This is a genomic window from Bradyrhizobium sp. KBS0727 (assembly GCF_005937885.2).
GTDB lineage: Bacteria > Pseudomonadota > Alphaproteobacteria > Rhizobiales > Xanthobacteraceae > Bradyrhizobium.
On the sequence record NZ_CP042176.1, the window covers coordinates 5,700,587 to 5,713,841 of the forward strand.

Genomic DNA, 13,255 nt, shown 5'->3' on the forward strand with positions numbered 1-13,255 from the left:
CACGACTTCCTTCTTCCTGGCCAAGACGTGGATGGCCGGGACAAGCCCGGCCATGACGCGGCTGGAATCGCAGGTGTTGTCATGACCTATATTGCAAAGCCGAAGTTCCAGCATCCCGGCCTGCCGAAGAACGATCTCGGCTACACCCATCGCGACTACGAGGGCAAGGTCTCGACCCTTTGCGCCGGTTGCGGCCACGACTCGATCACCGCCTCGATCATCGAGGCCTGCTACGAGCTGTCGATCGAGCCGCATCGCGTCGCGAAAATTTCCGGTATCGGCTGCTCGTCGAAGACGCCGGACTATTTCCTCGGCAACTCGCACGGCTTCAACTCGGTGCATGGCCGCATGCCGTCGGTTTTGACCGGCGCCAACCTCGCCAACCGCGACCTGATCTATCTCGGCGTCTCCGGCGACGGCGACAGTGCCTCGATCGGCTTCGGCCAGTTCGCGCATTCGATCCGCCGCGGCGTCAACATGACCTACATCGTCGAGAACAACGGCGTGTACGGCCTGACCAAGGGACAATTTTCGGCCACCGCCGACCGCGGCTCGAAATCCAAGAAGGGCGTGATGAACACCGACAACGCGATCGACCTGGTGGCGATCGCGCTGCAGCTCGGCGCAACCTTCGTGGCGCGCAGCTTCTCCGGCGACAAGACCCAGCTGGTGCCGCTGATCGCCGCCGCGATCCGCCACAAGGGCGCGTCCTTCATCGACGTCATCAGCCCCTGCATCGCCTTCAACAACCACGCTGGCTCGACCAAGAGTTTTGACTACGTCCGCGAACACAACGACGCCGTGAACCGCCTCGACGTCATCACCGGCCGCGACCCGATCACCGTCGATTACGCCCCGGGTTCGGTGCAGGTGGTGGAGCAGCACGACGGCACCCGGCTGGCGCTGCGCAAGATCGACGCCGACTACGACCCCAACGACCGGCTGGCGGCCATGACCTTCCTGCAGAAGCACGCCGCCAAGGGCCAGGTGGTCACCGGGCTGTTGTATGTCGATCCGGACTCGGAGGATATGCACGCCCATCTCGACACCATCGAGCGGCCGCTGAACACGCTGGATGCCGGCGATCTCTGCCCCGGCACCTCGGCGCTGGAAAAGATCAACGCCAGCCTGCGCTGAGCCGAATGTCGGGCTGAAGGATCTGCCGCCGGGTTTCATTGCCGCCGAAAGAGGCGGCGTGGCCGGATCGCAGCGCTGCAATCGCGGGCTTATCTTTATTTGCGGCCCTGATTGCGGGCGCACTGCCGTCACAAAATTGTGCAGGATTGAAGCGACGCTCGGGGATCAACCTCCCCCGGGGGATCGATCCGGTGCCTATTGCGTTATCACGACGGATAGAGCCCTTCCCAACGGCGACATGCCGAACCAAATGTTGACTTTCCACCCTCGCAGCCGAAAGCTGCCGGGAACCCGGAAATCGACCGACCGAACAGAACAGGCATCATGAATCCCGTCAAAGCCCTCGAAAACCATGGTCAGGCCGTTTGGCTCGACTTCCTTGCCCGCGGCTTCATCGCCAAGGGCGACCTCAAGGCGCTGATCGATACCGATGGCGTCAAGGGCGTCACCTCGAATCCCTCGATCTTCGAGAAGGCGATCGGCAGTTCGGACGAGTATGACGCCTCGATCGGCCAGGCGCTGAAGAAGGGCGACCGCCCGGTCGCCGACCTGTTCGAGGCGCTGGCGGTCGAGGATATCCAGCACGCGGCCGACGTACTGCGCTCGGTCTACGACCAACTGAAAGGCGATGACGGGTTCGTCAGCCTGGAGGTTTCGCCCTATCTGGCGATGGACACCAAGGGGACCATCGCCGAGGCCGAGCGGCTCTGGAACGACGTCAAACGCAAGAATTTGATGGTCAAGGTGCCGGCGACGCCGGAAGGCCTGCCCGCGATCGAGCAGCTGATCGGCGAAGGCATCAGCATCAACATCACGCTGCTGTTCTCGCAGAAGGTCTATCGTGAGGTCGCGGAGGCTTATATTGCCGGCCTCGAGAAATACGTCGCCAAGGGCGGCGATCCCTCCCATGTCGCCAGTGTCGCCTCCTTCTTCGTCAGCCGGATCGACTCGGCGGTCGACAAGCAGCTCGACGAGAAGATCGCCAAAGCCAACGACCCCAGCGAGAAGGAACGGCTGAGCGCGCTGAAGGGCAAGGTCGCGATCGCCAATGCGAAGATCGCCTATCAGGATTACAAGCGCCTGTTCGCAGGCTCCCGCTGGGACAAGCTCGCCGCCAAGGGCGCCAAGCCGCAGCGGCTGTTGTGGGCTTCCACCGGCACCAAGAACAAGGACTACAGCGACGTCCTCTATGTCGAGGAATTGATCGGTCCCAACACCATCAACACTGTACCGCCGGCAACGCTCGACGCGTTCCGCGACCACGGTAAAGTGCGCGACAGCCTCGAGGAAAACATCGAGGACGCCCGCCGCGTGCTGGAAGAGCTCGATAAATCCGGCATCTCGCTCGATGCCATCACGGCCGAGCTGGTCAAGGATGGCGTCAAGCAGTTCGCCGACGCCGCCGACAAGCTGTACGGCGCGGTCGCGCACAAGCGCGCGGCCTCGCTCGGCGGCGGTATCGACGCGGCGCACTTCGCGCTCGGCGACGGCATCAAGAAGGCCGTCGAGAAGAGCACCGAGGATTGGCGCGTGCACGCCACGATCCGCCGGCTCTGGCACAAGGACAAGTCGGTCTGGACCGGTGACGACGAGAACAAGTGGCTCGGCTGGCTGAGCAGCCCGGCCGCGGCCGACGTCGCCGACTACGAGGACTTTTCCCGGCGCGTGAAGGGACAGAATTTCAGCGATGCCGTGGTGCTCGGGATGGGCGGATCGAGCCTCGGTCCCGAAGTGCTGGCGGAAACATTCCCCACGAAGTCCGGCTTTCCGAAGCTGCACGTGCTCGACTCCACCGATCCCGCGCAGGTGCGGGCGATGGAGGCCTCCGTCGATCTCGCTCACACCCTGTTCATCGTTTCCAGCAAATCCGGCGGTACCACCGAGCCGAACGTGATGAAGGATTATTTCTTCGATCGCGTCGCCAAGACCATCGGCAAGGATAAAGCCGGACATCGTTTCATCGCCGTGACCGATCCCGGATCGTCGCTGGAGAAGGTCGCCATCAAACAGGGCTTTGCGCGCATTTTCCACGGCGATCCCACCATCGGCGGGCGCTATTCCGTGCTGTCGCCGTTCGGACTGGTGCCGGCCGCTGCCGCCGGCATCGACGTCAGGAGCCTGATCGCGCATACGCTGGCGATGGTGCGCTCCTGCGGCGCCGACGTGCCGCCCCAGGAAAATCCCGGCGTGCAGCTCGGGCTGGCGCTCGGCCTCGCCGGGCTCGAAGGCGTTGACAAGGTGACGATTTCCTCGTCGAGCAAGATCGCCGATTTCGGCGCCTGGGCCGAGCAGTTGATTGCCGAATCCACCGGCAAGGACGGCAAGGGCCTGATCCCGATCGATGGCGAGCCGCTCGGAACGCCCGAGGCCTACGGCGGCGACCGCTTCTTCATCGACATCCGCGTCGAAGGCGACGACGACGCCTCGCATGACGGCAGGCTCGCCGCGCTCGAGGCCGCCGGTCATCCTGTGGTCCGCATCGTGATGAAGTCGATCGACCATCTCGGCCAGGAGTTCTTCCGTTTCGAAATGGCGACCGCGGTGGCCGGCGCCATCCTCGGCATCAACCCGTTCAACCAGCCCGACGTCGAAGCCGCCAAGATCAAGACCCGCGAATTGACCGGCGCGTTCGAAAAGACCGGCAAGTTGCCCGCCGAGACGCCGGTGATGAGTTCTGCCGAAGCCGATCTCTATACCGATGACGCCAATGCGGCGGCACTGCGCAGGGCCGGCGCCAATGGCAGCCTCGGCTCCTGGATCAAGGCCCATCTCTCCCGCTCCGGGAGCGGCGACTATGTGGCGTTGCTGGCCTATATCGCGCGCGACCCCGGCTCGATCGGGAGCTTGCAGAAGATGCGGCTCGCCGTGCGCGACGAGCGCCACGTCGCGACCTGCGCCGAGTTCGGCCCGCGCTTCCTGCATTCGACCGGCCAGGCCTACAAGGGCGGTCCCGACAGCGGGGTGTTCCTGCAGATCACGGCCGATGACGCCAAGGACTTGAAGGTGCCGGGCCAGAAGGCAAGCTTCGGTATCATCCAGGCGGCGCAGGCCCGCGGCGATTTCGACGTGCTCACCGAGCGCGGCCGGCGCGCGCTGCGCGTCCATCTCAAGGGCGAGATCGGACCGGCGCTCGCTGCACTGGACGCCGCGATCTCGGAAGCAGTCAATTAGGAAAGCAAGCGAATGCAACTCGGCATGATCGGCCTCGGCCGGATGGGCGGCAACATCGTCCGCCGGCTGATGAAGAACGGCCACACCGCGGTGGTCTACGACAAGGACGCCAAGGCCGTCGCCGGCCTCGCCGCCGAGGGCGCCAGCGGAGCTTCGTCGCTGGAAGATTTCGTCGCCAAGCTCAAGAAGCCGCGCACCGCCTGGGTGATGCTGCCGGCCGGCAAGATCACCGAGGCGACGATCGAAGCGCTGGCAAAACTGATGCAGCCCGGCGACGTCATCATCGACGGCGGCAATACGTTCTGGCAGGACGACGTCCGCCGCGGCAAGACGCTGAAAGAGAGCGGCCTGCATTACCTCGACGTCGGCACCAGCGGCGGCGTCTGGGGCATCGAGCGCGGCTATTGCATGATGATCGGCGGCGACAAGGCGGTGGTCGACCGGCTCGATCCGATCTTCAGGACGCTGGCGCCGGGGATCGGCGACATTCCGTTGACGCCCGGCCGCGAGAAGCGCGACCCGCGCATCGAACAGGGCTACATCCACGCCGGCCCGGTCGGCGCCGGGCACTTCGTCAAGATGATCCACAACGGCATCGAATATGGCCTGATGCAGGCCTACGCCGAAGGCTTCGACATTCTGAAGAACGCCAATATCGAGGCGCTGCCGCCGGAACATCGCTTCGACCTGGATATCGCCGACATAGCCGAAGTGTGGCGGCGCGGCAGCGTGATCCCGTCCTGGCTGCTCGACCTGACGTCATCCGCGCTCGCGGAAAACCAGACGCTGGATAATTACTCCGGCTTCGTCGAGGATTCCGGCGAAGGGCGATGGACCGTCAATGCCGCGATCGACGAGGCGGTGCCGGCGGAAGTGCTGACGGCGGCGCTCTATGCGCGCTTCCGCTCGCGCAAGGATCATACTTTTGCGGAAAAAATCCTCTCGGCGATGCGCGCAGGCTTCGGCGGCCACAGGGAGCCGCCGAAGAAGCCGGGCTCAAAGGCGTGATGCATGGCGGTCGGTAAGGCAGCACAAACCAGGCCCGATCCCTGCTCGTTCGTGATCTTCGGCGTCACCGGAGACCTCGCGCACCGGCTGGTAATCCCCGCCCTTTATAACCTCGCTGCCAACCACCTGCTGCCGGATAAATTCTGCGTGGTCGGCATTGCCCGCAAGGGCATGTCGAGCGGCGAACTGCGCGACGGCCTGATGAAGGGACTGCACCGGTACGCCACCCGCGCGGTGGACGACGCCATCGCCCAGCGCCTGCTGGCATGCGTCACCTGCATCGAGGCCGATCCGAAAGACCCGGCCTCGTTCGATGCGATGAACAAGCAGCTCGACGAGCTGGAAGCCTCGCGGCAGACCGGCGGCAACCGGCTGTTTTATCTGGCGACGCCGCCGAACGCGTTCCTGCCGATCAGCCGCGAGCTCGGCCGCACCGGCATGCTGGCGGAAAACGGTTCCTGGCGGCGGCTGGTGATCGAAAAACCGTTCGGTACCGACCTTGCCTCGGCGAGGGAGCTCAACAGCGAACTCTTGAAGATCGTCGACGAGCACCAGATCTACCGGATCGACCATTATCTCGGCAAGGAAACCGTCCAGAACATCCTGGTGCTGCGCTTTGCCAACGGCATGTTCGAGCCGATCTGGAATCGCAACCATATCGACCATATCCAGATCACGGTCGACGAGAAGATCGGCGTCGGTCACCGCGGCAGCTTCTACGACGTGACCGGCGCGCTGCGCGACATGGTGCCGAACCATCTCTTTCAATTGCTATCGCTGGTCGCGATGGAGCCGCCCGCGAAGTTCGATGCCCATGCGGTGCGTTCGGAGAAAGCCGAGGTGCTGGCGGCGGTCCAGACCCAGACCGAGGAAGAGGCGCTGCGCAATTCGGTGCGCGGGCAATATCGCGCCGGCAGGGTCGGCGATACCGAAATCGACGATTATCGCAAGACTCCCGACGTCAAGCCCGGAAGCAACACGGAAACCTATGCCGCACTCAAGCTGACCATCGACAATTGGCGCTGGGCCGGCGTGCCCTTCTATCTCCGCACCGGCAAGGCGCTCGGCGTCAAGCGCACCGAAATCGCGATCAAGTTCAAGCAGGCGCCGTTTGCGATGTTTCGCGATACGCCGGTGGACCGGCTGTCGCAGAATTACCTGATCATTTCGACCGAGCCGACCGAAGGTATCGCACTGCAGTTCAACACCAAGGTGCCGGGACCGAACATCAACATCGACGGCGTCGAGATGAAGTTCCGCTACAAGGATTACTTCAAGACCGAGCCGTCGACCGGCTACGAGACGCTGATCTATGACTGCATGATCGGCGACAACATCCTGTTTCAGCGCGCCGACAGCGTGGAAGCCGGCTGGCAGGCCGTGCAACCGTTCCTCGATGCCTGGAAGAAGGCCGGCGCCAGGGGGCTTAAGGTCTACGAACCCGGCAGCGAAGGCCCCGAGGAGGCCAACGAACTGATGGAACGTGACGGCCGAAGCTGGCGGAAGCTCGGTTAGCCGATGGCCGGGAACGACAACCGACACGTCATTGGGGTTGCCGATCCGGCGGCTTTGGCAACCGCCGCCGCCGATCGTGTGCTGGCCCGGATAGCCGCCAACGGCGGCCGCGTGGCGATCTGCCTGACCGGGGGATCGAGCCCGCAGCAGCTCTATCAGCTGCTCGCCACCGACAGCTATCGAAGCCGCATTCCGTGGGAGCGCGTTCACTGGTTCATCGGCGATGAACGGTTTGTTCCGGCGGGCGATCCGCTCAACAACATGAGCATGGCGAGCGCGGCGTTTCTGGACCAGTGCGCGCCGGCTTCCAACGTCCATCCGATTCCGACAGCGACCGCCGACCCGGCCGATCCCGACCGTAGCGCTGCGCTTTACGAAGGCGAACTGAAGTCCTTCTATGGCGCGGAGATGCTGGATCACGAGCGCCCCTTGTTCGATCTCGTATTGATGGGCGTCGGCCCCGACGGCCACACCGCATCGCTATTTCCCGGATATCCCGCACTTGAGGAGACCGCGCGCTGGGTCGTCGGCGTGCCGCGTGCCAATGTCGAGCCGTTCGTTCCCCGCGTTACCCTCACCTTGCCTACGCTCGCCTCTTGCCGCGAAATGCTGTTCGAGGTCGCGGGCGCCGGCAAGCGCGCAATCTTGACGCGCCTGCTCGCAGGCGAGGACCTGCCGGCCGGCCGCGCAGGCTCCGCCGGCGAGACGGTCTGGCTGGTCGACCGGGCGGCGCTTCCGGAGGATTTTCGTGGGCAGTGAGCCCCCCTTCGCGCTGGTGGTGATGGGCGTCTCCGGCTCGGGCAAGAGCACGATTGCCGAACACCTCGCCGCGCGCATCGGCTGGAATTATGTCGACGGCGACCTGTTTCACCCGCCGGCCAATGTAGCCAAGATGAGCGCGGGCCACCCGCTCACCGACGAAGACCGCTGGCCATGGCTGCGCGCGATCGCCGCCGAGATCGATCGCCTCGCGGCGGCCAGCCAGCGCGCCGTCGTCGCCTGCTCGGCGCTGAAGCGCGCCTATCGCGACATTCTCGTGCACGGCCGCGACGACGTCCGCATCGTCTTCCTCGACGGCACCCAGGACCTGATCGCGAAACGGCTCGCCGCACGCAAGGGGCATTTCATGCCGCCCGGGCTGCTCGACAGCCAGTTCCAAACTCTCGAGCCGCCGCAGGCGAGCGAGCGGCCGATCACGGTTTCGATCGATGCATCGGTCGAGGCGATCGTCGATGCCATTATCCGCCAACTCCAACTGGTTGCCCCATGAGCCGCATTTCGCTGGTCGTTTCCGATGTCGACGGTACCTTGCTGCCCAAGGACAAGATCCTGACCGAGGCTAGCAAGGAGGCGGTTCGCAAGCTGCACGCGGCCGGCATCGGCTTCACCATCGTCTCCAGCCGGCCGACCATCGGAATGGGCTTTCTGATCGAACCGCTGGCGATCAGCCTGCCGATCGGCGCGTTCAACGGCAGCGCCATCGTCGATGCCAAGCTGAAGCCCATCGAACAGCATTTGATCCCGCCCGCGACGGCGCAACGCAGTATCGATGTGCTTGTCGAATTCGGCGCCGATATCTGGCTGTTCACCAACGACCAGTGGCTGACGCGCAATCCGGACGGCGAATACGTTTCGCATGAGAAACTTGCGATCAAGCACGACCCGGTCATTGTGACGGACTTCGCGCCCTATCTGACCGGCGCCTGCAAGATCGTCGGCGCCAGTTCGGACGCCGCGCTGCTGCAGCGCTGCGAGGCGGCGATGCAACAGGCGGTTGGCGCGGAAGCTACCGCGGTTCGCTCGCAGACCTATTACCTCGACGTCACGCCTCCGGGTCACGATAAGGGCACCTTCGTCGCGGCGATGGCCAAACGGCTTGGCATATCGACCGACGCCGTCGCCACCATCGGCGACATGCAGAACGACCTGGCGATGTTCGCCACGAGCGGCGTCTCGTTCGCGATGGGCAACGCCACCGACGACGTCAAGAAGCACGCGACGCATGTCACCGACAGCAACGAGCGCGACGGGTTTGCCGCGGCGATGAAGACCGTGCTGAAGCTCACATAGCGCAGTCACGCTGTTCCCGATCTCGGCAGGCTTTGCATTTATCAAGCGTCTGCGAAGGAAAAATCGAGGAAACGACAAAGTCTTCCTTCAACGAAACCTGCCCCTATCGGTCGGCCGACCTCCACACTTCCATCTGGTGTGAATCGGCAAGCGCGAGCCGGCACCCGCCGCCGCATCCTCCCCTGACAGCAGGCTTTCCCAGCCCGAGCCTGTCGCGGCGAAGACACAGTGCCGGCTCGCGCGACCACTCATCGGCGGACCGAGGCGCGGAGACCGGTCCGGCTTGCACGTAATTGCAGACCGGACCGGCCTTCACTTTCCCTTGGATGGGGCGAGCGAACGCTCAGCCTGCCGTCATTGCGAGGAGCGATAGCGACGAAGCAATCCATTCTTTCTTCTCGCGACGAAATGGATTGCTTCGCGGAGCCTGTCATCGGGCGCGCATTTCGCGCGACCCGTTGGCTCGCAGTGACGGAGGCACCCACGACTTGGCGATCCCGTCAGGCAAATCACCCGCTATTTTGGCCGCGGCATCGCCGGCTTGTCCGTCTGCCGAGACTTCGCGCGGATCGTGCCGCAGTCGTTGCGGCGGAAGCCGCGACCGATACGCCGTGATCATGTCAGGACCGCATAACAGTTTCGTGTTCCGCAGGCGCATCGCGATTGATCCATGTCAACGAGCAAGCGCTTTGACGATGTTTAAAGCAAGCATGGCTGAACAGTTCGGCCCCTCACCCGGTTGCATTCCCCATCTGTCGCTGGTTCGAAACGCACACATCGGTGTCTCTCCCTGCCCGCATTGACTTGCCACGCACGGTTCAATCCGCTGTAGGCCATGAACGGGCTTGTCCAAAATCATGATGTCAATCGAAAGGAACACTCCGTGACAGTCATAAAACGAAAAGCATATCTCGTTGGCGGCGGCATCGGCTCACTGGCGGCGGCGGCTTTCATGATCCGGGACGGCGGCCTGCCTGGCGGCAGTATCACAATCTACGAGGCCTTGCCGGTACTGGGAGGGAGCCTCGACGGCGGCGGCAATCCCGACGGCGGCTATACCCTGCGCGGCGGACGCATGCTGACAACGGACAATTATGAATGCACCTGGGGATTGTTCAAATCCATCCCTTCTCTGCTTACGCCGGGCAAGACCGTGTTCGACGAAACGGTCGAGTTCAACCAGAAGATAAAAGCGCATTCGCAGGCGCGGCTCGTCGACCGCAACCGGGCCATCGTCGACGTCACCTCAATGGGGTTTTCGATGACGGACAGGATAGAGCTGCTCAAGCTCATGACGGCGAGCGAGCCGGAACTGGGGACCGACCCGATCTCCGACTGGCTCTCGCCGGAATTCTTCACAACCAAATTCTGGTTCATGTGGGCGACGACCTTTGCCTTCCAGCCGTGGCACAGCGCGGTCGAGTTCAAGCGCTACCTGCACAGGTTCATCAAGGAATTTTCCCGCATCGAGACCCTCGCTGGCGTCAAGCGCACGGTCTTCAATCAATACGATTCGCTGGTTCGCCCGCTGCAGTCATGGCTGTCGGAGCAGGGCGTCAATTTCCAGAAGGGCTGCTTTGTCACTGACCTCGATCTTCGCTCCGAAGCCGGCAAGGTTGCCGTCGGCGCGATCAAGTTGACGCGCGACGGCAAGACCGAAACCATCGCGGTAGGGACCGACGATCTGGTGTTCGTCCAGAACGCTTCCATGACCGACGCTTCGAGCTTCGGCTCGATGACGCAGGCACCCGCCCGGCTGACGAAGCAGGACAGCCACGGTTGGACGCTGTGGGAAAAGCTGGCCGAAGGCCGGCCCGAATTCGGCAACCCGACGGCGTTCAACAGCAGTATTCCCGAATCTTGGTGGGAGTCCTTCACTGTGACGCTGAAGGATAATGCCTTCTTCGACCGGATGGAGGCGTTTTCCGGCAACAAGGCGGGTACCGGCGGGCTGGTGACGTTCAGGGACTCCAACTGGCTGATGTCGGTCGTGCTGGCGCACCAGCCGCACTTCGCCGATCAGCCTGCGGGTGTTCAGGTGTTCTGGGGATATGCGCTGCATCCAGACCGGGTCGGCGATTTCGTGGCCAAGCCAATGTCGGAATGCACAGGCGCCGAGATCCTGCACGAGCTGTGCGGCCACCTCAATTTCGATCGCAATGTTTTCGCCAAGGCAACCTGCATTCCGTGTCGGATGCCCTACATCACCAGCATGTTCATGCCGCGCGCGCCAGGCGACCGACCGTTGCCGGTCCCCAAATCATCGAAGAATCTGGCCTTCGTCAGCCAGTTCGTCGAGATCCCAGAAGATGTCGTGTTCACGGTCGAATTCTCGGTCCGGGTGGCCCAGACGGCGGTCTATGAACTCCTCAAGATCGATCGCGAGATCCCGCCGATCCTGCATCACGACAAGTCACTGGAAGTCAATTTCGACGCGGTGATCAAGGCCTTCAAGTGAGGGCGGGAGCGTGGTCGCACGGCCGTCCCAAACCGGAATATTCGGCTGGTCGATGATGACCTTTTGGCTGCAGTTTGCCGCTATTTCGACCGCTGCATCGCCGGCTTGTCGGTCGACGGCTTCGCCGCGCTGAGATTGTGCGCGGTGTTGATCAGCGAGATATGTGTCAGCGCCTGCGGAAAATTTCCGGTCTGGCGGCCGGCTACGGTATCGAACTCCTCGGCCAATAGCCCGAGATCGTTGGCGACCGCGACCACACGTGAAAACAGCGTTTGCGCCTTCTCGAATTCGCCCGCCAGCACGAAGGCATCCGCAAGCCAGAGCGTACAGGCGAGGAATGCGCCTTCGATCGGCTGTGTCTCATCCGCGATCTCGCGGGGATCGTGCCGTAACACGAAGCCGTCCAGCATCATGTACCGCTCGATCGCATCAAGCGTGCCGCGCACACGGGGATCCGTGGACGGCAGGAAGCCGACCGCCGGCAGCATCAGGATGCTGGCGTCGAGCAGCTTCGAGCCGTAGAAATCGACGAAGGAATTCAGTTCGCGATCAAAACCATTTTCGCAGACATCGCGGTGAATCGCGTCGCGCAGACCCCGCCACTTTCCGAGCGGCGCCTTGAAGCCGAACTGTTCCGCGCTCTTGATGCCGCGGTCGAACGCAACCCAGCTCATCACCTTCGAGGAAACATAGTGCCGGCCCTCGCCGCGGCGCTCCCAGATGCCGTGATCGGGCTGGTCCCAGACCTCGGCGAGATGCTCGAGCACCGAACATTCCAGCGCCCAGCTGCCTTCGTCGAGTTCGAGCTTGGCCGTCCGCGACTGGTGAAACGCGTCGATCAGCTCGCCATAGACGTCGAGCTGGAGTTGCGCATAGGCGGCGTTGCCGACCCGCACCGGCCGCGCGCCCTCATAGCCGGGCAACCAGTCCGCCTCCCATTCCAAGAGGCGCCGCTGGCCCATGATGCCATACATGATCTGCATGTTGGCCGGCGAACCCGCCACCGCACGCAGCAGCCAGTTATGCCAGGCGGAGGCCTCGCCGGTGTAGCCGGAGTTCATCAGCGCCAGCAGCGTGAAGGTGGCGTCGCGCAGCCAGCAGAAGCGGTAGTCCCAGTTTCTGGCGCCGCCGAGCTTTTCCGGCAGCGACGTCGTCGGCGCCGCGACGATGCCGCCGGTCGGAGCGTAGGTCAGCGCCTTCAGCGTGATCAGCGAGCGCATCACGAGATCGCGGCGCTCGCCTTCGTAGGTGCAGTGGCTGCACCATTCGGCCCAGAAGGTTTCGGTGTCCCGCAGGGCCTGCGCGGGATCGATCGGCGCGGGCACCGGCAGATGCGAGGGTCCGTAGGTGAGCACGAAGGGTACAATATCGCCCTCGCCGACTTCGAACTCGGCAACGGTCGTGAGATCCTCTCCGCGGGTCGCGACCGGGGTCCGCAACACCACCATGTCCTGCCCGCAAATCGCCAGCAATCCCGACCCGTCCGCGTTCTTCTTGACCCAGGGAATATCGCTACCGAATCCGAAGCGGATCACCAGTTGCATCCGCATTTTCACCCGGCCACGCGCGCCGCGCACCAGCCGCACCACATCGGACGCGTGGCCACGCGGTGGCATGAAATCGACCAGCTCGACCTCGCCATCTGGTGTCTCGAACCGCGTTTCCAGGATCAAGGTATCGCCCCAATAGCGGCGCGACGTGCGCTTGATGTCGCCCACCGGCGCTATCAGCCAGCGGCCGTGCCTGGGGGTGCCGAGCAGGCTTGCGAAACAGGCGTCGGAATCAAACGCCGGCCAGCACAGCCAGTCGATCGATCCGTCGCGGCCGACCAGCGCCGACGTCTCGCAGTCGCCGATCAGCCCATAGTCTTCGATACGGCACGACAATATTCATCAC

Annotated in this window: 9 protein-coding genes; 8 read left to right on the plus strand and 1 reads right to left on the minus strand. The window is 63.6% G+C overall.

Features of this window, described 5'->3' with window-relative positions; translation table 11 throughout:
* Positions 1 to 81: 81 nt before the first annotated feature.
* The 8 genes from FFI89_RS26835 (at position 82) to FFI89_RS26870 (ending at position 11,359) form a co-directional block, all read left to right on the plus strand.
* On the plus strand, positions 82 to 1,137 hold the full coding sequence (locus FFI89_RS26835; RefSeq protein ID WP_138830557.1) for a 2-oxoacid:ferredoxin oxidoreductase subunit beta: 1,056 nt from the start codon (positions 82 to 84) through the stop codon (positions 1,135 to 1,137).
* A 324-nt stretch (positions 1,138 to 1,461) separates the two neighbouring features.
* Positions 1,462 to 4,308: a bifunctional transaldolase/phosoglucose isomerase gene (locus FFI89_RS26840; protein ID WP_138830558.1), complete on the plus strand. Its 2,847-nt coding sequence runs from the start codon at positions 1,462 to 1,464 to the stop codon at positions 4,306 to 4,308.
* A 12-nt stretch (positions 4,309 to 4,320) separates the two neighbouring features.
* Positions 4,321 to 5,316: a phosphogluconate dehydrogenase (NAD(+)-dependent, decarboxylating) gene (gene gnd, locus FFI89_RS26845; RefSeq protein ID WP_138830559.1), complete on the plus strand. Its 996-nt coding sequence runs from the start codon at positions 4,321 to 4,323 to the stop codon at positions 5,314 to 5,316.
* A gap of 3 nt (positions 5,317 to 5,319) precedes the next feature.
* Positions 5,320 to 6,831: a glucose-6-phosphate dehydrogenase gene (gene zwf / locus FFI89_RS26850; protein WP_138830560.1), complete on the plus strand. Its 1,512-nt coding sequence runs from the start codon at positions 5,320 to 5,322 to the stop codon at positions 6,829 to 6,831.
* Between the two features lie 3 nt (positions 6,832 to 6,834).
* Positions 6,835 to 7,590, plus strand: coding sequence for a 6-phosphogluconolactonase (pgl, locus tag FFI89_RS26855; RefSeq protein WP_138830561.1), 756 nt, complete (start codon positions 6,835 to 6,837; stop codon positions 7,588 to 7,590).
* A gap of 22 nt (positions 7,591 to 7,612) precedes the next feature.
* Positions 7,613 to 8,101 carry a gluconokinase gene (locus tag FFI89_RS26860; RefSeq protein WP_138835742.1) on the plus strand — a complete coding sequence of 163 codons (489 nt, stop codon included), beginning with the start codon at positions 7,613 to 7,615 and terminating at the stop codon, positions 8,099 to 8,101.
* On the plus strand, positions 8,098 to 8,901 hold the full coding sequence (locus FFI89_RS26865; RefSeq protein ID WP_138830562.1) for a Cof-type HAD-IIB family hydrolase: 804 nt from the start codon (positions 8,098 to 8,100) through the stop codon (positions 8,899 to 8,901). The genes FFI89_RS26860 and FFI89_RS26865 overlap by 4 nt, the downstream gene beginning before the upstream one ends.
* 883 nt (positions 8,902 to 9,784) lie before the next feature.
* On the plus strand, positions 9,785 to 11,359 hold the full coding sequence (locus FFI89_RS26870; protein WP_246669263.1) for an oleate hydratase: 1,575 nt from the start codon (positions 9,785 to 9,787) through the stop codon (positions 11,357 to 11,359).
* A gap of 80 nt (positions 11,360 to 11,439) precedes the next feature.
* Here FFI89_RS26870 and FFI89_RS26875 read toward each other — a convergent pair whose 3' ends face one another.
* The gene (locus tag FFI89_RS26875) at positions 11,440 to 13,245 is read right to left on the minus strand and encodes a glycoside hydrolase family 15 protein (protein WP_138830564.1); all 1,806 of its coding nucleotides are present in this window, start codon (positions 13,243 to 13,245) and stop codon (positions 11,440 to 11,442) included.
* Positions 13,246 to 13,255 lie beyond the last annotated feature (10 nt).

Bases quoted from the DNA above. Each gene is read 5' to 3' on its own strand.
- gnd (WP_138830559.1), top strand. From the start codon at position 4,321: ATGCAACTCGGCATGATCGGCCTCGGCCGGATGGGCGGCAACATCGTC.
- FFI89_RS26865 (WP_138830562.1), top strand. From the start codon at position 8,098: ATGAGCCGCATTTCGCTGGTCGTTTCCGATGTCGACGGTACCTTGCTG.
- FFI89_RS26840 (WP_138830558.1), top strand. From the start codon at position 1,462: ATGAATCCCGTCAAAGCCCTCGAAAACCATGGTCAGGCCGTTTGGCTC.
- FFI89_RS26860 (WP_138835742.1), top strand. From the start codon at position 7,613: ATGGGCGTCTCCGGCTCGGGCAAGAGCACGATTGCCGAACACCTCGCC.
- zwf (WP_138830560.1), top strand. From the start codon at position 5,320: ATGGCGGTCGGTAAGGCAGCACAAACCAGGCCCGATCCCTGCTCGTTC.
- FFI89_RS26835 (WP_138830557.1), top strand. From the start codon at position 82: ATGACCTATATTGCAAAGCCGAAGTTCCAGCATCCCGGCCTGCCGAAG.
- pgl (WP_138830561.1), top strand. From the start codon at position 6,835: ATGGCCGGGAACGACAACCGACACGTCATTGGGGTTGCCGATCCGGCG.